Annotated in this window: 26 protein-coding genes; 12 read left to right on the top strand and 14 right to left on the bottom strand. The window is 63.5% G+C overall.

What is annotated here, in order from left to right; genetic code table 11:
- Positions 1-16 precede the first annotated feature (16 nt).
- Positions 17-505: a hypothetical protein gene (locus LZ538_RS04500; RefSeq protein ID WP_249830785.1), complete on the bottom strand. Its 489-nt coding sequence runs from the start codon at positions 503-505 to the stop codon at positions 17-19.
- A 106-nt stretch (positions 506-611) separates the two neighbouring features.
- On the opposite strand from LZ538_RS04500, the gene LZ538_RS04495 reads away from it, so the two are divergent.
- Together LZ538_RS04495 and LZ538_RS04490 are read left to right on the top strand one after the other, a co-directional pair.
- Complete coding sequence (locus tag LZ538_RS04495) at positions 612-1,133, top strand: DUF2975 domain-containing protein (RefSeq protein WP_249830784.1); 522 nt, start codon at positions 612-614, stop codon at positions 1,131-1,133.
- A 1-nt stretch (position 1,134) separates the two neighbouring features.
- On the top strand, positions 1,135-1,365 hold the full coding sequence (locus tag LZ538_RS04490) for a helix-turn-helix domain-containing protein (RefSeq protein WP_249830783.1): 231 nt from the start codon (positions 1,135-1,137) through the stop codon (positions 1,363-1,365).
- On the opposite strand, the gene LZ538_RS04485 is transcribed toward LZ538_RS04490, so the two are convergent.
- Positions 1,362-1,610 carry a 4a-hydroxytetrahydrobiopterin dehydratase gene (locus tag LZ538_RS04485; RefSeq protein WP_249830782.1) on the bottom strand — a complete coding sequence of 83 codons (249 nt, stop codon included), beginning with the start codon at positions 1,608-1,610 and terminating at the stop codon, positions 1,362-1,364. The two genes, LZ538_RS04490 and LZ538_RS04485, sit on opposite strands and share 4 nt — an antisense overlap.
- Before the next feature lie 63 nt (positions 1,611-1,673).
- Positions 1,674-2,549, bottom strand: coding sequence for a transporter (locus LZ538_RS04480; protein ID WP_249830781.1), 876 nt, complete (start codon positions 2,547-2,549; stop codon positions 1,674-1,676).
- 116 nt (positions 2,550-2,665) lie between these two features.
- Between LZ538_RS04480 and hppD the strand changes: the two genes are divergently transcribed.
- The 3 genes from hppD to paaD all read left to right on the top strand — a co-directional run bounded on the left by hppD (position 2,666) and on the right by paaD (position 5,520).
- Positions 2,666-3,754 (top strand): 4-hydroxyphenylpyruvate dioxygenase, encoded by a 1,089-nt coding sequence (gene hppD / locus LZ538_RS04475; protein ID WP_249830780.1) that lies wholly within the window; start codon positions 2,666-2,668, stop codon positions 3,752-3,754.
- Positions 3,755-3,842: 88 nt separating this feature from the next.
- On the top strand, positions 3,843-5,045 hold the full coding sequence (gene pcaF, locus LZ538_RS04470) for a 3-oxoadipyl-CoA thiolase (protein ID WP_249830779.1): 1,203 nt from the start codon (positions 3,843-3,845) through the stop codon (positions 5,043-5,045).
- A 10-nt stretch (positions 5,046-5,055) separates the two neighbouring features.
- Positions 5,056-5,520 (top strand): 1,2-phenylacetyl-CoA epoxidase subunit PaaD, encoded by a 465-nt coding sequence (gene paaD / locus LZ538_RS04465; RefSeq protein ID WP_249830778.1) that lies wholly within the window; start codon positions 5,056-5,058, stop codon positions 5,518-5,520.
- Positions 5,521-5,591: 71 nt separating this feature from the next.
- Here paaD and dgoD read toward each other — a convergent pair whose 3' ends face one another.
- The 3 genes from dgoD to LZ538_RS04450 are packed head-to-tail and all read right to left on the bottom strand — an operon-like array spanning position 5,592 to position 8,939.
- Positions 5,592-6,743: a galactonate dehydratase gene (dgoD, locus tag LZ538_RS04460; RefSeq protein ID WP_249830777.1), complete on the bottom strand. Its 1,152-nt coding sequence runs from the start codon at positions 6,741-6,743 to the stop codon at positions 5,592-5,594.
- Positions 6,736-8,028 (bottom strand): family 1 glycosylhydrolase, encoded by a 1,293-nt coding sequence (locus LZ538_RS04455; protein ID WP_249830776.1) that lies wholly within the window; start codon positions 8,026-8,028, stop codon positions 6,736-6,738. The genes dgoD and LZ538_RS04455 overlap by 8 nt, the downstream gene beginning before the upstream one ends.
- Positions 8,029-8,063: 35 nt before the next feature.
- Positions 8,064-8,939 carry an SMP-30/gluconolactonase/LRE family protein gene (locus tag LZ538_RS04450; RefSeq protein WP_249830775.1) on the bottom strand — a complete coding sequence of 292 codons (876 nt, stop codon included), beginning with the start codon at positions 8,937-8,939 and terminating at the stop codon, positions 8,064-8,066.
- Between the two features lie 83 nt (positions 8,940-9,022).
- On the opposite strand from LZ538_RS04450, the gene LZ538_RS04445 reads away from it, so the two are divergent.
- Genes LZ538_RS04445 through LZ538_RS04430 form a run of 4 tightly spaced genes read left to right on the top strand, consistent with a single transcriptional unit; the run spans position 9,023 to position 12,248 of the window.
- Positions 9,023-9,901 (top strand): 2-dehydro-3-deoxygalactonokinase, encoded by an 879-nt coding sequence (locus LZ538_RS04445; protein WP_249830774.1) that lies wholly within the window; start codon positions 9,023-9,025, stop codon positions 9,899-9,901.
- Between the two features lies 1 nt (position 9,902).
- On the top strand, positions 9,903-10,532 hold the full coding sequence (locus tag LZ538_RS04440) for a 2-dehydro-3-deoxy-6-phosphogalactonate aldolase (protein ID WP_249830773.1): 630 nt from the start codon (positions 9,903-9,905) through the stop codon (positions 10,530-10,532).
- Positions 10,532-11,461 carry a Gfo/Idh/MocA family protein gene (locus tag LZ538_RS04435; RefSeq protein ID WP_249830772.1) on the top strand — a complete coding sequence of 310 codons (930 nt, stop codon included), beginning with the start codon at positions 10,532-10,534 and terminating at the stop codon, positions 11,459-11,461. Before LZ538_RS04440 ends, LZ538_RS04435 begins: the two co-directional genes overlap by 1 nt.
- Before the next feature lie 37 nt (positions 11,462-11,498).
- Positions 11,499-12,248: a Crp/Fnr family transcriptional regulator gene (locus tag LZ538_RS04430; protein ID WP_249830771.1), complete on the top strand. Its 750-nt coding sequence runs from the start codon at positions 11,499-11,501 to the stop codon at positions 12,246-12,248.
- Here the strand turns inward: LZ538_RS04430 and pyrC are convergent.
- Complete coding sequence (gene pyrC / locus LZ538_RS04425; protein WP_249830770.1) at positions 12,245-13,267, bottom strand: dihydroorotase; 1,023 nt, start codon at positions 13,265-13,267, stop codon at positions 12,245-12,247. The genes LZ538_RS04430 and pyrC overlap by 4 nt on opposite strands.
- A 23-nt stretch (positions 13,268-13,290) precedes the next feature.
- On the opposite strand from pyrC, the gene ygfZ reads away from it, so the two are divergent.
- On the top strand, positions 13,291-14,001 hold the full coding sequence (gene ygfZ / locus LZ538_RS04420; protein ID WP_249830769.1) for a CAF17-like 4Fe-4S cluster assembly/insertion protein YgfZ: 711 nt from the start codon (positions 13,291-13,293) through the stop codon (positions 13,999-14,001).
- Here ygfZ and LZ538_RS04415 read toward each other — a convergent pair.
- The 4 genes from LZ538_RS04415 to LZ538_RS04400 form a co-directional block, all read right to left on the bottom strand.
- Positions 13,983-14,657 (bottom strand): cyclase family protein, encoded by a 675-nt coding sequence (locus LZ538_RS04415; protein WP_249830768.1) that lies wholly within the window; start codon positions 14,655-14,657, stop codon positions 13,983-13,985. The genes ygfZ and LZ538_RS04415 overlap by 19 nt on opposite strands.
- Entirely contained in the window at positions 14,612-14,884 is a 273-nt protein-coding gene (locus tag LZ538_RS04410) for a CBU_0592 family membrane protein (protein WP_249830767.1), read from the bottom strand. Before LZ538_RS04410 ends, LZ538_RS04415 begins: the two co-directional genes overlap by 46 nt.
- A gap of 10 nt (positions 14,885-14,894) precedes the next feature.
- Entirely contained in the window at positions 14,895-17,576 is a 2,682-nt protein-coding gene (gene acnA, locus LZ538_RS04405) for an aconitate hydratase AcnA (RefSeq protein ID WP_249830766.1), read from the bottom strand.
- Positions 17,577-17,672: 96 nt separating this feature from the next.
- Complete coding sequence (locus tag LZ538_RS04400) at positions 17,673-18,188, bottom strand: low affinity iron permease family protein (protein ID WP_249830765.1); 516 nt, start codon at positions 18,186-18,188, stop codon at positions 17,673-17,675.
- Between the two features lie 138 nt (positions 18,189-18,326).
- On the opposite strand from LZ538_RS04400, the gene LZ538_RS04395 reads away from it, so the two are divergent.
- Complete coding sequence (locus LZ538_RS04395; RefSeq protein WP_249830764.1) at positions 18,327-18,533, top strand: hypothetical protein; 207 nt, start codon at positions 18,327-18,329, stop codon at positions 18,531-18,533.
- Here the strand turns inward: LZ538_RS04395 and LZ538_RS04390 are convergent.
- Positions 18,530-19,507: a magnesium transporter CorA family protein gene (locus LZ538_RS04390; protein WP_249830763.1), complete on the bottom strand. Its 978-nt coding sequence runs from the start codon at positions 19,505-19,507 to the stop codon at positions 18,530-18,532. The two genes, LZ538_RS04395 and LZ538_RS04390, sit on opposite strands and share 4 nt — an antisense overlap.
- Before the next feature lie 66 nt (positions 19,508-19,573).
- Between LZ538_RS04390 and LZ538_RS04385 the strand changes: the two genes are divergently transcribed.
- Positions 19,574-20,128, top strand: a complete 555-nt coding sequence (locus tag LZ538_RS04385; protein WP_283937549.1) for a DUF2585 family protein — start codon at positions 19,574-19,576, stop codon at positions 20,126-20,128.
- Here the strand turns inward: LZ538_RS04385 and LZ538_RS04380 are convergent, their stop codons facing one another.
- Entirely contained in the window at positions 20,129-20,536 is a 408-nt protein-coding gene (locus LZ538_RS04380) for a hypothetical protein (protein WP_249830761.1), read from the bottom strand.
- Positions 20,533-21,051: a DUF4142 domain-containing protein gene (locus LZ538_RS04375; RefSeq protein WP_249830760.1), complete on the bottom strand. Its 519-nt coding sequence runs from the start codon at positions 21,049-21,051 to the stop codon at positions 20,533-20,535. The genes LZ538_RS04380 and LZ538_RS04375 overlap by 4 nt, the downstream gene beginning before the upstream one ends.
- Between the last annotated feature and the right edge of the window lie 104 nt (positions 21,052-21,155).

Below are 21,155 nucleotides of genomic sequence, written 5' to 3'. Positions count from 1 at the left end.
GCTTATCTAGGTGAGATCAGTCGATTTTGCCAGCACAGGCCGCCGCCGCTGCATCGATCGCCGTGGGAGCGCCCGCCAAAGCATAGGGATCGACGAAGCGTCGCCCGGCGCCGTCCCTCGCCTCCACCCTCATCCCTGACGAGGCCCTGGCGGCGGCGATGATAGCCTGTTCCTGCAGGGGGCCCCGGCTCCATGCCCAGTCTCCGCGGGAGACCAGAAGGAACTGCTCCTCACCGACGGTCAGCATGACGCTGGAGCCCGCCCGAGGAACTCTGCTCAGCCTTGCGTGGAACTCGCCCCAGCGCTTGCGGTCGGCGGTAAATGCGAAACCGGCGTTGGCCTGGACCTTGCCCTTGGTCGCGACACGAAGCGATCGGCTGAGCGCCTCGCATGTCGGACCCCGGTCGATCGCCGCCCAGTTGCTCCCGGCGAACAGGATCGACGTTCCAGCCGCACCGGATGACACGACGAGGGCGAGCGCACCAAGGGCATTCAACGCTTTCACCTGCATTGCCTAACCGGCTTCGTCCAACCGCACCACGGAATTACAGCTCTTGCCGAAAAACGATAATAAGCATATCGTTTATCGATATTGATTCGTGGAGACCGCGATGAAACATCAATCCGCCACCTTGCCGATCGCGTGGATCAGCCTTCGCATCCTCGTCATCCTCAATTGGCTGTACGGCGCGGCCGTCCTGGGGCTGCTGGCGTTCACCTTCGTCAACGAATCATGGTTCAGGCGAGCGATCGACGTGCCCGCGGGCACGGAGGCCCAGCCCATCATGATCGGGCTTCGCGCCATCGCAGCGCTTGGCCTGATCGCCGTGCCGATCAACCACCTCATCCTTAAGCGCCTGCTGAGGATGGTCGAGACGGTCAGCCGCGGCGATCCGTTCGTCGCCGCCAACGCCTATCGCCTCCAGGCGATCGCCTGGGCCCTGCTCGCGCTCCAGTTGCTGAGCATGGTCATCGGCGGCATCGGCAAGGCCATCGCATCCAAGGAATTCCCGCTCCACCTCGATGCGGGCTTTTCGACGAGCGGCTGGCTTGCGGTCATCCTGATGTTCGTCCTCGCGCGCGTGTTCGCCGAAGGCACGCTCATGCGCGAAGACCTCGAAGGAACGATCTGACATGGCGATCGCCGTCAAGCTCGACGACCTGCTGCACGAGCGGCGGATGACCCTGACCGAGCTTGCCGAACGAATCGACATTACGCTCGCCAACCTGTCGATCCTGAAAACCGGGAAGGCGCGGGCCATTCGCTTCTCGACCCTCGAGGCAATTTGCGCCGTGCTCGACTGCCAGCCGGGCGACCTGCTGCGGTTCGAGCCCGAATGGGATGCCGGTGAGGAGGCGGCCTAGCTCAGCGTATTTATCGCTTCCGCGAGCTTGCGGTCGCGATCGGTGACTCCGCCGGCGTCGTGGCTGGTCAGGCGGAAATCGACGCGGTTCCAGGCACTGGTGAACTCGGGATGATGGTCGACCTTCTCGGCGTGGAGAGCCACGCGGGTCAGGAAGGCGAACGCCTCGCTGAAATCCCTGAACTTGAAGGTGCGGACCAGCGCCTTGCCGCCATCTTCCAGCATCCAGCCTTCGGGCGTGTCCATCGCGTCACCTCCTAAATTCCAGCGCCCCAGCGATACTGCAGTCCGACGCCGAAGAGGTCGAAATTATTGCCGGTGCGCGTGGAAACCCCGGTGCTCGCATTGGCCTTGAAAGAGATTCGGCGATTTAGTGGCGCAGCGACGATGACGCGCTCTCCAGTTGCGCTGCAGATTGTTGTCCGCGATGCCGTCGATGCTCGTCCGGCCGCCGCCGAACCAGCTGAGGTTGGCCGCAATCCACGCGCCTGGAGACAGGTTGTAGATGAGGTGGCTCTGCGCGGAGTAGATCGGCTTTTGTGTTCTTTTGTGCCCGCCGAAGAAATCCGTGTTCGCCGTGTAGAACGTCGCGCCACCTGCAGCTTCAACGGTCCAGCGGCCCCAACTTTTCGCGGCGCCGAGCTCCGGCTTTATGGCCCATCGATTGCCACCGAGATTCAGCAATCGTCCTTCGTCATATTGCCCGACGGGAACGGAAATCTGGACGCTCGCGCCAAGCAGAAGATCCTGGCGATAGGACCGAAACTGCGCGGCGTTCATTGCGGGAGCGCCGTGAAACAGGACCGTGACCCGCATCAGGGGGTCGCTGATCCCATCAACCTTTCTTTCGACCGGTTCGCCATGAAAGGTGGCGGTGCCGTTCAAATCGGCGACGGGAAGGATGACATCGAACTTCGCCGATTTGCCGTACAGTGCAAAGGATCGCGCGTAGGCGAGAAGTATGGCCCGGACCTTGAGATCGATGTCGCTGAGCGGGAGCGCAGGATCGACCGGTATGGCGCCGTGCGATTCGGAATAAGCGGCGATCACGAAGTTGGTGCCAACCGGCGCGGGGGAATAAGCACGCGGTTCAATGCTTTGTCCTCCGGCGGACTGCGCCAAAAACAGGAGAGCCGTACCGGTCGACAACTGCGCCCACGCTGCCGATGAAAACCTATCCCCCATGTCCCAGCGTGCGCACTCGAACGCCCACGCGGCCATCCGGATTTGCCCCAGCGCCCGCCTTGCAAAGCAAACGACTGAAGCGCAGATGGCGCGCAATCACAGGAGATTCCGACATCATGGCCACGCAAGTTGCCGAGAAGAGCCCATTGGGCCTCGAGAACCTCATGGGTACCGACGGTTTCGAGTTCGTCGAATATACCGCGCCCGATATCGAGCTGCTGCGCTCGCTGTTCACGAAGATGGGCTTCCCGGAAGTCGCCCGGCACAAGAGCAAGAACGTCACCCTGCACAAGCAGGGCGATTGCAACTTCATCATCAATGCCGAGCCCGGAAGCTACGCCGAGGACTATTCCCGGGATCATGGCCCCAGCGCGTGCGCGATGGCGTTTCGGGTCAAGGACGCGAAAGCGGCGCACGCGCGCGCGCTCAAGCTTGGCGCGGCCAATGTCGAGGTGAAGGTCGGCGACGGCGAGCTCGACATCCCGGCTATCGAGGGCATCGGCGGATCGCGGCTGTTCTTCGTCGATCGTTATGGCGACAAGGGATCGATCTACGACGTCGACTTCGAGTTTCATCCGGACTGGCAGCAACGGATGGCAGACGCGGATTCGAAGCTCACCTACGTCGATCACCTGACGCACAATGTGCACCGCGGGCGCATGTCGGTGTGGGCGGAATTCTACGAGAAGCTCTTCAACTTCCGCGAGATCCGTTATTTCGACATCGAGGGGAAGCAGACGGGCCTGTTCTCAAAGGCGATGACGTCGCCCTGCGGCAAGATCCGCATCCCGCTCAACGAGAGCCAGGACGACAAGAGTCAGATCGAGGAGTTCCTGCGCGAATATAAGGGCGAGGGCATCCAGCACATCGCGCTGGGCAGCGTCGACATCTACAAGAGCGTCGACATCCTGCGCGGCCGGGGCATTCCCTTCCAGGACACGCCCGACACCTATTACGAGCTTCTTCCGGAGCGCATCCAGGGACACGAAGAAAGCATAGCCGAGCTTGAGAGCCGCCGTATCCTGATGGATGGCGCCCCGACGGAGGGGCAAGGCCTTTTGCTGCAGATATTCACTCAGAACGTGATCGGTCCGATCTTCTTCGAGATCATCCAGCGCAAGGGCAACGAAGGCTTCGGCGAGGGCAATTTCAAGGCTCTGTTCGAGAGCATCGAGCTCGACCAGATGCGGCGCGGGGTGATTTAAGGTTTCACTGGCCGTCATTGCGAGCGAAGCGAAGCAATCCAGCTGGATCGCCACGTCGCTTCGCTGCTCGCGATGACGAGGAGAATGAATGACTGACGCTTTTATCTGCGACTATGTCCGCACTCCGATCGGACGTTACGGCGGCGCGCTCTCGTCGATCCGAGCCGACGACCTCGCCGCGATCCCGATCAAGGCCTTGATCGACCGCAATCCGGGCGTCGACTGGAGCGAGCTCGACGACGTGATCCTCGGCTGCGCCAATCAGGCGGGCGAGGATAATCGCAACCTGGCGCGCATGGCGGGACTGCTCGCGGGGCTTCCCGACAGCTCGGGCGGCGTGACGTTGAATCGCCTTTGCGGATCCGGGCTGGATGCCGTGGCGATGGCCGCGCGCGCAATCCGCGGCGGCGAATCCGACCTGATCATCGCCGGCGGCAGCGAGAGCATGAGTCGCGCGCCGTTCGTCATGCCCAAGGCGACGAGCGCATTCGACCGCAATGCCGAGATTTACGACACGACCATCGGCTGGCGCTTCGTCAATCCCAAGATGAAGCACGCCTATGGCGACGACACGATGCCGAGCACTGCAGAGAATGTCGCGCAGGACTTCCAGATCAGCCGCGCCGACCAGGATTCCTTCGCCCTCCGCAGCCAGGAGAAGACTGCAAAAGCACAGGCCAACGGGCGGCTGGCGGCGGAAATCGTCGCGGTCGAGATCCCGCAGCGCAAGGGCGATCCGGTCATTGTCGACCGTGACGAGCATCCGCGTCAGACGACGATCGAAGCGCTCGGCAAGCTGAGGCCGATCGTGCGCCCCGACGGCTCGGTCACCGCAGGCAATGCATCGGGCGTCAATGACGGCGCGGCGGCGATTGTCATCGCGTCAGAAGAAGCCGCGAAGCGCAATGGTCTCACACCGCGCGCACGCGTCCTCGGCGCTGCCGTCGCAGGTGTGCCGCCGCGCATCATGGGGATTGGTCCGGCGCCTGCTTCCGAGAAACTCATGAAGCGCCTCGGCCTCAAGATCGGCGACTTCGACGTTATCGAGTTGAACGAGGCGTTCGCAGCGCAGGGGCTCGCCGTGATGCGCCAGCTGGGCCTTCCCGACGATGCGAGCCAGGTCAATCCGAACGGCGGCGCCATCGCGCTCGGTCATCCGCTCGGAATGTCGGGTGCGCGCCTCGCGCTGACTGCAACCGAGGAACTGCAGCGAAACGGGGGAAAGCTCGCGCTTGCCACCATGTGCATCGGCGTAGGCCAGGGAATCGCGCTCGCTCTCGAACGCGTGTAATATTGCCGCCATGAGCCAGGTGGGGACCCGCATCGACGAAGCGGCCGTGATGGCCGTGCTGGAAGAGGTGATGGACCCGGAGATCCCGGTCATCTCGATCACCGACCTCGGTATCGTGCGCGGCTTCGCGGAGGATCCACCCCGGGTAAGGATCAGCCCGACATACACGGGCTGCCCAGCAACGACAGCGATCGAGCTTGCCATCCGCGACGCGCTGGACGCGGCCGGATACCAGGATGTCCACATCGAGCGGGTGCTGTTTCCGCCATGGACGACCGAATGGATCAGCGAGCGCGGGCGTGAGCGGCTGCACGCGTACGGAATCTCACCGCCGGATCCCTCAGCGACGGCGATCTGCCCCTTGTGCGGCTCGGCCGATACGGAGGAAGTCAGCCGCTTCGGTTCCACGCCCTGCAAGGCGCAGTGGCGCTGCAAATCCTGCCTGGAGCCGTTCGAACGCTTCAAGTGCCACTAAATTGAGTGCTCCTGCGAAGGCAGGAGCCCAGACTCTTTTTCCTGGACTGGACCCCGGCCTTCGCCGGGGAACTACCACTCGGCGAAACTGCCGTCGTGCTGGCGCCAGATCGGGTTGCGCCACCGATGCCGATCCTTGTCCGCCTTCCGCACCGCCGCCTCGTCGATATCGATGCCGAGGCCGGGCCTGGTCGGGACCGCGAGATAACCGCCCTCGGGGGTCAGCACCTCAGGCGTGGTCGTGAAGTTGAGAAGGTCGTGGCCGCCGGTGTTGTAGTGGATGCCGAGGCTCATTTCCTGGATCGCGACATTTGGCGTGCAGGCCGCGAGCTGGAGACAGGAAGCGAGGGCAAGCGGGCCCAGCGGGCAGTGTGGCGCGACGGCGATGTCATAGGCTTCCGCCATGGCCGCGATCTTGCGGCATTCGAGGATTCCCCCGGCATGACTGAGGTCCGGCTGGATGATGTCGACCGCGCCCTTTTCGAAGAACGGCTTGAAGTCCCAGCGCGTGAAAAGCCGTTCGCCCAGCGCGATTGGCGTGCTGACCAGCTCTGCGATCTGCGCCAACCCTTCCGGGTTCTCCGAAAGCAAAGGCTCCTCGATGAAGAGCAGCCCCAAAGGCTCCAGCACCTTCGCGAGCTGCTTTGCCATCGGCCGATGCACGCGGCCGTGGAAGTCCAGCCCTACATCCATGCCGACGCCCTGCGCGGCTTCGACGCGCTTCACGACCTCGTCGAAGATTTTCGGCGTGCCGATCCAGTCGAGCTCGGCGGTCGCGTTCATCTTCACCGCGGAAAAGCCCTGGTTGCGGCGCACCTCAGCTGCGTCGGCGATCTCGTGCGGGCGGTCGCCGCCGATCCATGCATAAGCGCGGACGCGATCCCGAACTCGGCCGCCCAGCATTTCCCACGCCGGCAGGCCGACGGCCTTGCCCTTCAAATCCCAAAGCGCCTGCTCGAAACCCGCGAGCGCGGACATGAGGACCGGGCCGCCGCGATAGAAGCCGCCACGATAGGCGATCTGCCAGATGTCCTCGATGCGGCGGGCGTCATGGCCGATGAACCGGTCGCGGATCGCCTCGAACGCCCCATCGACCGCCTCCGCATGACCTTCGAGGCTGGGCTCGCCCCAGCCGACGGCCCCGTCTTCCGTCTCGACGCGGCAAAAGAGCCAGCGCGGCGGCACGTGGAAGACCTCGATGCGGGCGATTTTCAGCTCAGTCACGTTGCGCCTTGCTTACCTGGGAGTCGCGCGCTCCGAACTCGCGGCCCGCCGCGTCGTCCTCTTCATCCACGGCATCCGGATGCTCACCGATCTTCTTGATCGGAACGACAAGACAGACGCTCTGCGCTGGAAGCACGTTGCGCCAGTCGGCGATCAGCTGCTTGTACGCGCGCCCGACGTTGCGGATCTTTCGGTCGAGATCGAACAGGCCGAGCGGATTGACGTTGCCGTTCTTCTCGCGAAGCGCGGTGTCCCAATCCACCTGATCGGTCAGCGAATACCAGGTGAAACCGACGGTCGGGATCCCGACGTTGCGCAGGCGAAGGACGTTGGCCCACTCCTTCCACAGCCATTTGACGGCTTCGTCGCCATGCGGACCCTCCCACAGGTTGGTCTCCGTATGCATGACCGGGACGCGGTAGCGATTGTAATATTGTCGGGTGATCTCGCAGTAGCCGAAGACCTCGCCCGCGGCGACGGTATGGCCGTCGGCGAACACGCGATGCTCGTTCAGCATGTAATAGTCGTTGCCTAGGATGCAGTGCTGCTTCAGGCGATGCTCGAGGAACCAGTTATATTCCTCCCGGGTCATCCCGTTATCGAGCAGATATTCGTACATCCCGCTGTCGACGCGCCGCCCGTAATTGAGGTCGAGCGAGAGGAAGCGCATCTGGTTGAGGACTTCCGCGCGCCCGATCGCGGCGGGGCTGTCGGCGTGGTAATATTCCGACGATTCCGACTGGATGAAGATCGCATCGTGGCGGCGCTTCAGGATCTCGATCATGGCCATGATATTGGCTTTGACGAGATGCTTGAGCGCGGTGACGAAAGAGGTGTCGTCCTTCTTCTGCTCGTTCCACCAGCCGTATTTCGCCGAGAAGACCGCGCAGATGAACATCTCGTTGATCGGGGTGTAGAGCTGCACCCACGGGAAGCGCTCGGCGAACTCTCCGCAATAATGGGCGAAAAGCCGCGGGAAATCGGGGTTCTGGAAGTCGCCGATCCAATCGGGAACGCCGAAGTGGCAAAGGTCGACGATGGGCGTGATGTCGCGGCGCTTCAGCTCCGCGAAGGTGATGTCGGTAAACTCCCAATCGAACTTATTCGGGCCGAGCCAGGTCCGGTACAAAGGGGGCCCGTAGCGCAGGTAGTTGATCCCGATTTCCTGGACGCAGTCGAAATCCTCGCGCCACCGTTCGTAGTGGCCGCAGACCTCCATCTCGTCCACGCGGGTCTTTCCGTGGTCGATGGTGGGGATGCTGTTCTCGATCCCCGTTGCAAACATGAAATTGGCGATGACTCAGTCTCCTGCGTCTCTCGTCAGCCGGCAAAGGGCACGTCGGCCAAACCCCGCACGCCCGGTTTGACCATAAACAAGCCGCCAGCATTTGGTTGCATCTTGAGCGCATCTTCGTCGAGCCCGATGCTTGCCGAAGTGATGTACATGCGGTCGAGATCGATCCCGCCGAAGACGCAGCTGGTCGGTCGGGCAACCGGCATGCGGATGGTCTCCAGCCACTCGCCGGCGGGAGAATAACGCCGGACCGCCCAGCCGTCCCAGAACGCAATCCAGAGGCAGCCTTCCTCGTCCACGGTCATGCCGTCGGGGTAACCGTCGCCAGGTCCGAACTGAAGGAATACGCGCCGGTTCACCGCCTTTCCGTCGCCGCCAATGTCGAAGGCATAGGTGACCTGCCGCGCGGAATCATTGTGGTACATGATGTCGCCCGCCGGGCTGAATGCGGGCCCGTTGGTGACGTTGTAGCCTGTGTCTACCGCGGCGGGCACGTTTCCGGCTTCAAGCACGTACAGCGTGCCGCTCGCTTCGCGCTCGCGATCGTCCATGGTGCCGGCCCAGAAGCGTCCGCGACGATCGACCTTTCCGTCGTTGAAGCGGTTCTCGGGCAAATGCTCTTCCGGCCGGAACAGGACGTCGTAGCGATCGCCGTCGAGGCTCACATCGGCAATGCCATCCTCGGTTCCTGCGATGAAGCCTCCGCCGGTTCGCGGGGCGAGCGATCCCACTCGCATGGGCGTCGTCCATTGGCGCAATCCGCCCTGGTCATCGAGACGAAAGATTTTCTTTCCCTTGATGTCCACCCAGTAGACGCCGCGCTCACGCTGGACCCAGACGGGGCCTTCCCCGAGCGCGGCGTGAACGTCGGCAACGCAGGCCACAGGCGATTCGGATGGCATGGCCCTGCGATAGCCCCGCCGCCCGAAAAGAAAACCGGGAGCAAGGTTGCCTCCGCAATGTTCTTGACGTCATGGGCGCAAGCATGTGGCGCGACGGATTCATCGCTGCGGATTGGGGCACGACCAATCGCCGCGCGTACCTGCTCGACGCTTCGGGCAAGTGCGTCGACGAGTTCGAGGACGGAAAGGGCATCTTGTCCGTGCCCTCCGGCGGGTTCGAGGAGGCGGTCGGAGACATCCGCGCGCGGCTTGGCGACAAGCCCCTCCTGCTTGCCGGAATGATCGGCTCCAATCGCGGCTGGGTCGAAGCGCCTTATGTTCCTTGTCCCGCAGGCATCGAGGAGCTTGCGCGCGGGCTCGCATGGCCCGGCAAGCGGGAAGCGATAGTTCCAGGCGTTTCCTTGAATCGCGACGGCCGGGCCGACGTCATGCGCGGCGAAGAAGTGCAGCTGGTCGGCGCCATCGCTGCCGAATTGATCGATCCGACGGCGCTCGTCTGCCATCCCGGTACCCACAATAAGTGGGCGTTGGTTCGCCACCGCCAGATCGAGACGTTCCGCACGGTCATGACCGGGGAATTGTTCAACCTGCTCAAGGAACACAGCATCTTGAGCGACCTGCTGCGCGGCAAAGTCGAGGTCGGAGAAACCTTCTGCCGTGGAGTGCGCGACGGCCTCGACAGCGCCGAGGTGACCGCGGAACTGTTCACAGTCCGCGCTCGGGTCCTGCTCGGCAAGGCGGAGTCGAGTGATGCCGCATCCTATACGAGCGGTCTCCTGATCGGCACCGATGTTCGCATCGGGCTTTCCGAGCCGCTGGCCGCTCAGGTCGTGGTCATGGGCCGTCCGGAACTCACATCGCTCTATGCCGCCGCCATTCGCGAGGCCAAGCGGGAGGCGATCGAGCTCGACGGCGAGCGCTGCTTCCTGGCCGGAATCGGCAAACTGGCGGAGATGATCTGAGATGAGTGCACTGGATCGCTTGCAGCTGTACCTCGGGGAATGCCCGCTGGTGGCGATCATCCGGGGGGTGACGCCCGACGAGGCAGTAGAAATCGGGCAGGCGCTGTTCGAGAACGGCATCCGGATCATCGAAGTGCCCCTCAATTCGCCGGAGCCGCTGAAGAGCATCGAGCGGCTTGCGGAGAGCCTTGGCGACCGCGCGCTAGTGGGCGCCGGCACCGTGCTCAAGCCGCATCAAGTCGCAGATGTACGCGCAGCGGGCGGGCACCTTATCGTTTCGCCCAATACCGATAGAGATGTCATCGCCGCAGCCGCTTCCGAGGGGCTCGTCTGCACGCCCGGTTATTTCACGCCCTCCGAAGCATTCCGGGCGCTCGACGCGGGCGCCACGGCGCTGAAGCTCTTCCCGGCTGAAGCGGCGAGCCCGGCGGTGCTGAAGGCGCAACTCGCGGTCTTTCCCAAGGAGGTGCCGGTGTTGCCGGTTGGCGGAATCAGGCCCGACAACATGCGGTCCTGGCTCGATGCGGGGGCAACAGGCTTTGGGCTGGGCGGCGGTTTGTACAAGCCGGGCCAGACAGCTGAGGAGACGGCGGCCAAGGCGCGGGCCTATGTCGAAGGTTTGAAGCCCTGATGCGGCCAATCAGGATCGCCATTCTCGGCTTCGGAAAGATCGCCGAGGACCAGCATGTGCCGGCAATCGAGGGCAATCCGCGGCTTGAGCTGGTCGCGACGTCTAGCCGCTCCGGTCAGGGTGTGGAAAAAACCTTTACCGACTGGCGCGAGCTGATCCGCTCGGTCGACGGGCTCGAGGCGGTGTCAATAACCACTCCGCCCGGTCCTCGTTACGAGATTGCGCGCGAGTGCATTCTTGCCGGGCTCCACTGCCTGCTGGAAAAGCCGCCGACGGCTGGGCTCGCACAAATCAACGATCTCGCCTGCCTTGCCGAGGCCCGGCAGCTCACCCTGATGACGACGTGGCACGCGCAGCACCATTCGACGGTGGAAGCCGCGGCCAAGGTACTCGCGGGCAAGCGCATCGCTTCGATGGAGATCCTGTGGCACGAGGATGTGCATAAATGGCATCCTGGCCAGCGCTGGATCTGGGAGCCGGGCGGGTTCGGCGTGTTCGACCCGGGCATCAACGCTTTTTCGATCGCGACCAGGATCTTCCCGGGCGAGCTTTTCGTCGAGGCTGCCGACCTCAGCATCCCCGCGAATGCCCAGACACCGATCGCCGCCGAGGTTCGCTTCGGAAGCCCGGAAGCGGACGGTCCGCTAAGTGCCAGCCTCGACTGGCGGCGCACCGAGGGCGAAGAATGGACGATCGCAGTCACCGCTGCCGAAGGAACGACGCTCCGCCTCGAGAATGGCGGGTCGCGACTGCTGATCGATGGAGAAATCCAAGAGGACAGCGGGCCTGGAGAATATCCCGACATCTACGGCAAGTTCGTTGACTTGATCGACGAGCGGGGCCGCCTGGTCGATGTCGCGCCTCTGCGGCTCGTCGCCGATTGCCTGCTCGTGGGGCGCACTCACGCGGTAAACGCCGTCAACGGCTGATGGATCAACTTCGGCCAAGGCGCATTGTGTCGCCGTAATGGCTGTGATCACAGACGAACTTACGCAGACCGATGCGGCTTTCGCGGGCAATCGCCTGCTTGCGACCTTCTCATCCGAGGCTCGCAAGCTGATCGAGCCGTTCGGGACGATGGTAGAGTTCCAGACTGGCGACATAGCACTGACCCGGGGCGAACAAGTCGTGAGCAGCCTCTTTCCGGTCGGACCGACCTTGGTCTCCATGGAGATCGAGCTCTGCGGCGGACGAACGGTGGAAGCAGCCCTGATCGGGCGAAGGGGCGCAGTCGGCGGGATCGTCAGCTGTGGTCAGGCGCCTGCATTTTCACGTGCCCGCGTCCTGGTGGGCGGGCAGGCGCTTCGCGTGCCGATGAAGGCGCTTGAAGACGCCAAGCGGGAATCGCCTTTCATCGCCAACCTGTTCTGCCGATTTTCCGATTACCTGCTGTCCCAGACGATGCAGTCAGTCGCATGCAATGCTTACCATTCGATCCCCGAGCGGGCCGCGCGTTGGTTGCTGCACGCCCAGGACCGCACCGGAAACCGGATCGAGCTAACCCAGCAGGCACTGGCCGACCTGCTTGGGGTCCAGCGAACGACTGTCAACGCCGTACTCCAGTCGTTTGAGCAGGACGGCCTCATCGCGACCGGGCGCGGAGTGGTCCGGATCACGGACCGCGAAGGGCTAAGCCAGCGCGCGTGCGAATGCTACGAGCGCCTGGAAACGCATTTCAATTCGGTGATCGGCGGCACTGGGCACGGCGACAGCTAGCCGGCAATCCTCCATCGGAGAGTTTCCCCCGCGTGGAAGGGCACCAGTCCTTCCATTTCGTCCGGGACGATGACTTGGTTGCGTTCCAGGGTCGTGGTTCCTGCGTTGAGCGGCAGTCCATAGAAGCGTGCTCCATGCTCGGAAGCGAACCCCTCGAACCGATCCAGCGCATCCTCCTCTTCGAACACCTGCGCGTAGGATTCGAGGGCGAAGGGCGCATTGAAGATGCCGGCGCATCCGCAGGCAGATTCCTTCGCTTCGCGCGAATGCGGAGCGCTGTCGGTGCCCAGGAAGAATTTCGGCGAACCCGACGTCGCCGCAGCGCGAACGGCGAGGCGGTGCTTTTCCCGCTTCGCGACGGGGAGGCAGTAGGCGTGCGGCCTCAATCCACCCGCGAAGATCGCGTTGCGGTTGATGATGAGATGCTGCGGCGTGACCGTAGCTGCGATGTTGTCGCCCGCGCCCTGGACGAACTGAGCGGCTTCGCTGGTCGTGATGTGCTCGAACACAACCTTCAGATCCGGAAAATCGTGGACGACGCCGCTCAGGACGCGATCGATGAATACGGCTTCGCGGTCGAAAACGTCGATTTCCGGGTCGGTGACTTCGCCATGCACGCACAGGACCATGCCGATCGACTGCATGCGCTCCAGGGCCGGGTAGATGCGTTTTATCTCCGTCACGCCGGATGCGGAATTGGTCGTCGCGCCAGCCGGATAGAGCTTGGCCGCGATCCAGATGCGCTCCTCGAAGCCCCGCGCGATCTCCGCGGGATCGGCCTCGTCCGTGAGGTAGCACGTCATCAGCGGTTCGAAGCCCTCGCCAGCCGCTTCCCTGATGCGATCCCTATAGGCTGCAGCGGCGTCCACGCTTGTCACCGGTGGGACGAGATTGGGCATGACGATCGCCCGGCAAAACTGCCTCGCGGTGTAGCGCGCGACCCGGCGAAGCATCTCGCCATCGCGCAAATGCACGTGCCAGTCGTCCGGCCGGCGGATGGTCAGCGTTTGCGAAGCCACGGACCGCTCCCTAACTGATGATCATGCCGGCAACCACCCTGACCGATCGCGCCATCGTTCGTCTCTCTGGAGAGGACGTGCGGGGCTTCCTGCAGGGACTTATCACCAGCGACGTGAGCGGCGCCCTGCCCGTGTGGGCGGGCCTGCTGACGCCGCAAGGCAAATGCATGTTTGACTTCATCGTCTGGCCGGATGCGGACGACTTGCTGATCGATTGCGAAGCGGACGCGGTCGAGGAGCTGATCAAGCGGCTCGGCCTCTATCGCCTTCGCCGGCCGATCCGGATTGAGCGCGACGAAGGCCTCGCCGTTCACTGGTCGCCGGGCGACGGGAGCACGCCGGACCCGCGCCTGCCAGGCCTTGGCAGTCGCTGGATCGGCCCGGCGGAGGAACCGGCCGCAGGCTGGCTCGAGCATCGCCTGCGCCTCGGCGTGTGCGAGGGCAGCGCGGAGCTCGGCGACCTGCTCTGGCTCGAGTGCAATGCGGCCGAGCTGAACGGCGTCAGCTTCACAAAGGGTTGCTTCGTCGGCCAGGAAAATACGGCGCGCATGAACTGGCGGCAGAAGGTCAATCGCCGGCTGGTCGTGGTGCAGACGGACGATCCTGGCCCCCGCTCGCGCATCCACTATCGCGAACTTGGCCTCTCCGTCGAACATCGGCGCGTCGAAGATTTGAGCGGCGCTTTGATCCCGGATTGGCTCGCGGCCGCTTTGGCTCAGCCGAGCACGGCGTAAGCGCGAACCGGGAAGGTGCCCATTCCGGAAATCTTTGGCGGCACGGCGGAGAAACGGAATCCCGCATCGGGCAGGCTGCCAAGGGCCGTCATATGTTCGCAAATCGGTATATCAGCCGCGAGCAGCTTGGTGTGAACCGGCCGCGCGCGAACGCGCGTGTCGTCGATGTTGTAGCTGTCGATCCCGACCAGAGCGGCACCATTGGCGACCAGCCATTCCGCGGCCTCGCGGGTTAGATAGGGGTGTTCCTCGCCGTAGCGATCGGTCCTCCAGTGACGGTCCCAGCCGGTCTGGAAAAGCACCGCCATACCGTGGACGTCGAGGCCCTCCATGCCTGCCAGGCCGATCTCGATCCCGTTCTCCCACGGCCGCCGGATGACGATGCCGGGCAATTCCGCGAGAGAATTCAGCGGCAGTTCCGCAAGATCCGCGCCATCGGCGTAGCGATGGAAGGGGCTGTCGAGATAGGTGCCTGTATTCGCGACCATGTCGATCCGTCCGATCTGGAAGCTGGACCCGTCGTCGTAATTCTCGGCTGAACCTTCGCGCGTCCAGAAATCGCAGATGTGCGGGCCCGGAAGCCCCTTGTAGGTCGTCATGCCATGCTCGATCACATGGCTGAGGTCGACGATCCTCGTTTCTTCATTATTCGCCATGATGCGACCGCTCCAATCAACAGCCATAACACGTTCAGCGACGCCGACGGCAAGGCGCCGTGCCACCAGCCGTTGATCACGAAGCCTGCGGCCCCGACCACGTTCATCGCCTGATAGGCGAGCGACTGCCCGGTGAGCCTTCCCGCGGACAGGAACAGATAGGCGAACAGGATCAGCAGCGCCCCGATCCAGCCGGCGATTTCGACGGCGATTTCGACTGGCGTCACGCTGACCGGCTCACTGCGCCGCAAGCCTCCGCAGGACGTAATGCAGGATGCCGCCAGAGCGGAAATATTCGAGCTCGTTGTAGGTATCGATGCGGCAGCGCGCAGTGAAGGTGAACTCGCTTTTATCCTGACGGCGGGCGGTGACCTCGACGTCCTGACGCGGCTGGAGCCCGGGAACTCCCGTGATCGTGAACTTCTCGCTGCCGTCGAGGCCCAGACTCTCGGCATTCTCCCCGTCGCGGAACTGCAGCGGGAGCACGCCCATTCCGACCAGGTTCGAACGGTGGATTCGCTCGAAGCTCTCCGCGATGACGGCCCGGACGCCAAGCAGGACGGTTCCCTTCGCCGCCCAGTCGCGCGAGCTTCCGGTGCCATATTCCTTGCCCGCCAGGATCACGAGCGGACGATTGTCCTGCTTGTAGAGCATTGCCGCGTCATAGATCGGCATGACTTCGCCGGTCGGCGCGTAGCGCGTGAAGCCGCCCTCGACATTGTCCAGCATCCGGTTGCGGATGCGGATGTTGGCGAAGGTGCCGCGCATCATCACTTCATGATTGCCGCGCCGAGCGCCGTAGCTGTTGAACTCGCCCCGCGGGACATTGCGCTCCAGGAGGTAGCGGCCAGCAGGGCTGTCCGGTTTGATCGCCCCCGCCGGCGAGATGTGATCGGTCGTGATCGAATCGCCGAACACCGCCAGCGCCCGCGCCCTCGTGATGTCCTCGGGCGGGACCGCGTGCATGGTCATTCCGGCGAAATATGGCGGGTTCTGGATATAGGTGGAATCAGCCGGCCAGCCGTACGTCTCGCCGCCGGTCACTTCGATCTTCCGCCAGCGCTCGTCACCCGCGTAGACGTCGGCATAGCGACGGCGGAACATGTCGGAATGCACATGGGCGTCGATCAGGGTGCGGATCTCGTCGTTGGTCGGCCAGATGTCCTTCAGGTAGACGGGCTCTCCATTCCGGTCGGTGCCGATCGGTTCGTTCACCAGGTCCGACCGCACCGTGCCCTTCAGCGCATATGCGACCACGAGCGGCGGCGAGGCGAGGAAGTTGGCCCGGCAGTCGGGGGACACGCGGCCTTCGAAGTTGCGGTTGCCCGAAAGGACGCTGACGGCGACCAGGTCGTTGTCGTTGATGGCCTTGCTGATCGGCTCGGGGAGCGGCCCGCTGTTGCCGATGCAGGTCGTGCAGCCATAGCCGACGAGATCGAACCCAAGCGCGTTAAGGTCTTCGCTGAGGCCGCTTTCGTTGAGATAGTCGGTGACGACCTGGCTGCCCGGGGCGAGGCTCGTCTTGACCCATGGCTTGGTCTCCAAACCCTTCTCGCGGGCCTTTCGGGCAACCAGCCCGGCGCCGATCAGGACCGAGGGGTTTGACGTGTTGGTGCAGCTGGTGATCGCTGCGATCGCTACGTCGCCGTTGCCGAAATCGAAAGCTTCGCCCTCGACCGCGACCCGCGGGTCATCGTGCTTCTTGTAGGTCTGCTCAAGCTCCGCGTTGAACTGATCGTCCACCTCGGAAAGGAGGACGCGATCCTGCGGACGCTTTGGCCCGGCTAGAGACGGTTCGATGCTGCCCATGTCGAGCTGGAGCGTGTCGGTGAAGAGGGGTTCGGGCGTCGACTGATCGCGCCACAGACCCTGCGCCTTCGCATAGGCTTCGACGAGCGCGATCCTGTCCTCGTCGCGGCCCGTCAGGCGAAGATATTCGATTGTGCGCTGGTCGATCGGGAAGAAGCCGCAGGTCGCACCATATTCCGGCGCCATGTTGGCGATCGTCGCGCGGTCGGCGACGCTCATGCTGTCGAGCCCGGGGCCGTAAAATTCGACGAAGCGGCCGACGACGCCTTTCTGGCGCAGCATCTGGGTGACGGTGAGCACCAGGTCGGTCGCCGTGATTCCTTCGCTCAGCTCGCCCGACAGGCGGAAGCCGACCACATCGGGGATGAGCATGCTGACCGGCTGTCCGAGCATCGCGGCCTCGGCTTCGATGCCGCCTACGCCCCAGCCGAGAACGCCGAGGCCGTTGACCATCGTCGTGTGGCTGTCGGTGCCCACCAGGGTGTCGGGATAGGCGACGGTTTCGCCGCTCTGGTCCTCGCCGGTCCAAACGCACTGGGCGATATGTTCCAGATTCACCTGGTGGCAGATGCCGGTTCCCGGCGGGACGACCTGAAAATTATCGAAAGCCTGGCTACCCCATTTGAGGAACTCGTAGCGTTCGCCATTGCGCGCATATTCGAGCTCCACATTCCGGCCGAAGGCGCGGGGATTGCCGAACTCGTCGACCATCACGCTGTGGTCGATGACCAGATGCACCGGGACGAGCGGGTTGATCTTCTGCGGATCGCCACCGAGGTTCGCCATGGCGTCTCGCATGGCTGCGAGGTCGACCACGGCGGGAACCCCCGTGAAATCCTGCATCAGCACGCGCGCCGGTCGATACTGGATCTCGCGCGAGATCGTCCGCTCCTTCAGCCAGTCGACCATCGCCTGAAGGTCGTCGCGGGTGACCGTTTGGCCGTCCTCGAAGCGCAGCAGGTTCTCGAGCAGCACTTTCATCGAGAAAGGCAGGCGCGAAACATCGCCCAGATGATCCGCAGCCTTGGCGATCGAATAATAAGCGTAGGTTCTGGAACCGGCTGTCAGGGTTGAACGGGTGCTGAGGCTATCCTGGCCGGTCGGAATCATTATCGGTCCTTGAAGGTGTCTTCGCCGCCCATTTGGTGGCGGGAGCGCCCTTAGCAACCCGCTTCCCTCGCCGCAAAGATTCCGGAAGCTGCACGCTCAGCGGCGCGCTTCTTCCGCTGGCGTCCGCTCGCTTTTGACCTTGCGCGCGGCTTGATCGATGGCCTGGTCGACGGGCTGCCCGTCCTCGACGGCCTCTTCGACCGAGTCCTCGATCGCTTCCTTCACCTCTTCCTTCAGCTGGACGATTTCCTCTTCCTCCCGCTCCTCGATGCCGACGAACTCGTTCTTCGCGCGCCTGCTGGCCGCGATCAGCTCATCGAGCTTGGCGTGCATGGCGACGTCCCGCCGGTGAGCGTCGGCCTCGCGGTCGTACTGACTGTTGAGGACCATCTGTGTGAGCGTGATGGCGAGGATCGACAGCGCGGCAGTGAGAAGATCGGTCTGAAGGCCAATGGCGAACCATGTCGCGCAGAACAGGATGACCCCGACCTGCATGTAAGGATGGGCGAAAACCTTGGACGTCCAATCGGAGATCGCGTCGCCGATCTGGACCGCACGGCTCTTTTGCTTGCTGCCGCCGTTTTTGGCGCCGTTTTTCGCGATTTTGCTCATGTTGCGAGGCTGAAACGACCTTACGGCCGTTACGTTGCGCCGAACGGATCATCGGCTGCGCCGGGCTGACGGGCGGCGACTTCAATCTGTCACCTGCGCATTCTACATGCCAAGGAAGAACAAGTCAGGAACCGGGGAATGGTCAACGATAGCGAATATTTCCGGCGCAGAGCCGCTGAAGCGCGCGCTGCCGCTTTCTCCAAGGAGAGCGGCGAGTCGGTGGAAGTCGCCGGCGACCTGGCGCTCGCTTATGCAGCGCTGGCGCGCCGTCGCGCCGCAAAGCCCGAGCCCGCTCCCGTTGCGGACGCGGACGCGGACGCTCCGATTCTGCTCGTCAACGACTAGATCCAGCGAAGCCGCTTCAGGATCGCGAAGGGAACGACCGCGCTGGCGACCATCACCACGATCGAGATCGCATAGCCGTAGTGCCAGCCTAGTTCCGGGAAATAGCGGAAGTTCATCCCGTAAATCCCGGCGATGAGCGTCGGCGGCATTAGGACGACCGCGACCCACGAAAACACCTTCATCGCCGCATTCTGCTCAATGCTGATCAGCCCCAGTGCGGCATCGAGCAGGAAGATGAGGTTGTCTGCCAGGAAGCTTGCATGCTCGCTCAGCGACGAAGTGTCGATCGCGAGGCTCCGCAAGTGCGATCGCGCCTCCGCGTTCGCGGCATCGTTCATCCTGCCCGACCCGTTCAGGAAGCTCAGCATCCGCATCATGCTCACGGCGGAATAGCGAGCCTTCGCAACCAGCGTCTGCGCTCTGCCGACCCGTGTCAGGAGGGCAGTGAGCCTTTCCGCGGGGATGCGGCGCACCTTGATGTTTTTCGGAAAGACGAGCGCCGAGACGCTCTCGATGTTGGCGGCCACGGCCTCGAGCTCGTCGGCGATCCTGTCGGTGACCGCATCGAGCATCCGCGCGAGCACCGTCGTTGCATTGCGGGCGAGCTCCGGCTCGCGCCGCACGTGGTCGACGAAAGCGCGGATCGGCTTCGGGGTCGCATAGCGGATCGTGACGAGGCGGTTGTCCCCAAGCACGAATCCGATCGGCGTGGTCGTGGGCTGCCCGTCTTCGATGCCGCAGAGAACGCTCACGGTCATGTAGAGCACGCCGTCCCGTTCGTAGAGCCGACTGGAGGGCTGGATCTCGGCAAGGTCCTGCTGGGTCGGCACGTTGAAGCCAACGCATTTCTCGACCAGCTTCTCTTCGTCGTGCGTCGGCTCCTCGAGGTCGATCCATGTCGCGCCCTCGGGGATCTTGCTAATCTTCGCCTCGACGACGCTCCCGTCGCAGCCAGGTCCGTAAGCTCGCAGCATCGGCGCGGTTGATCCGCCCTATGGCTGATCTTTGCAAGCCGCTTCGCTCTGCTAATCGTGAGTGCGATGATATCCCGCCGCGCTGCATTGGCAGCTCTCGTCATGATCCTGTTCGCCGCCGCTGTCCTCCTCGCGATGGGCCGCAATCCGATCTGCACCTGCGGCGCCATCGACCTGTGGGTTGCGGGACGTGACAGCCCACGGACGAGCCAGATGCTCGCCGACTGGTACAGCTTCAGCCATATCGTCCATGGCTTCCTATTCTTTGCTGTGCTTTGGCTGATAGCGCCCGGATGGCCGGTCGAGCGCCGCTTCCTCGTCGCGCTTTTCATCGAAGCGGCGTGGGAGATCACCGAGAATACGCCGATGGTGATCGACCGCTATCGCACCGCCACGGCGGCGCTCGGCTACACCGGGGACAGCGTCATCAACTCGCTGTCGGACATCCTCATGATGATCCTGGGGTTCCTGGCGGCGCGCAAGTTGCCGCTTTGGGCGTCGATCGCCGTGGTCCTCTTCCTGGAGCTCGTGCCGCTGCTCGTGATCCGCGACAATCTGACGCTGAACGTGTGGATGCTGCTTTGGCCGAGCGACGCCCTTCGCGCCTGGCAGGCCGGCTGATCAGAGGCAGCGGGTCGTCTGGGGCGGCGCGTTTTGAACCAGGCTGAAAGGACCGATGTGGGTTCCGTCCTCAAGCTCTACGTTCAGCGTCATGTTCGTCTTGTCGACGACGGTACCCATGTAGGTCGCCCGCTGGCTCTTGAAGAACTGCCCGACCCGGACCGGGCCCGAAGTTCCCGTGCGATAAGTGCCCTGGCCCATGAAGGAGCCGTCCTTACCGGGCGTGACCGTACCGTCGATCGTGCCTGAAGCGCAGTCGAATTCGACGTCGCCAAGTCCTCCCTGGAAGACGATGCCCGCGTGTGGCCCGCCCCAAACGCCGATCAGCCGCCCCGGCTCCTCATTGAGACCGGGCGTATTGCAGCCCGATGCTAGTAATGCCGCCCCCGCCAGCATCAGCTTTCTCATCGAGGCATGGCCTGCTGGTTACGCCGCATCACTTCCTCCGCATTCCTTGCAACCGGGCGCAGCGTCGGGCTGTCGCCCGCCTTTGCGTAACGGGTGTGTAGCGCGACGCCTTCCCTGTGAAGGATATTTTGCTGGGCGCGATAGGTATGGTCGAAATCGGGCGTCGCTTTCAGAGCATCGAGCAGCGCCTGGTGCTCGGGGTTTAGCGTTGCGGAGGGAAGCAGATTCAGCCTCCTCCCGGCCATGGACAGCTGCGCGCTGGTTCCCTCATGGGCCGTCAAAGTCTGTTGGGCGAACGCTCGGTTCGCGGGATCCTGCGAGCGTTGCAGCGCGAGCTCCGCTGCCTGGATTTCATAGAGGTCGATCGACCCGGCCATTGCGACATAGGCTGCGGCCGCCAGCGCCGGGCTGACCGCCACGACCGGGTTCGCAACTCGGGTGCCGCCGCTGCCAAGGCATGCTCCGAGCAACAGGCACGGGGCCAGCGCAACACTTGTAAATGCCAGACGACGCATGGGCAGCCTCCTCCGCGTTCTAGGCAATCGTAGCAGTAAACGAACGGCAGTTCATCGCTGCCATTTCCGCACTGGAAGGCACGTTTCGTCCCTTCGAACATTGA

This window comes from Sphingomonas hankyongi, assembly GCF_023516575.1.
Lineage (GTDB): Bacteria > Pseudomonadota > Alphaproteobacteria > Sphingomonadales > Sphingomonadaceae > Sphingomicrobium > Sphingomicrobium hankyongi.
This window is presented reverse-complemented; position numbering and strand designations above follow the sequence as displayed.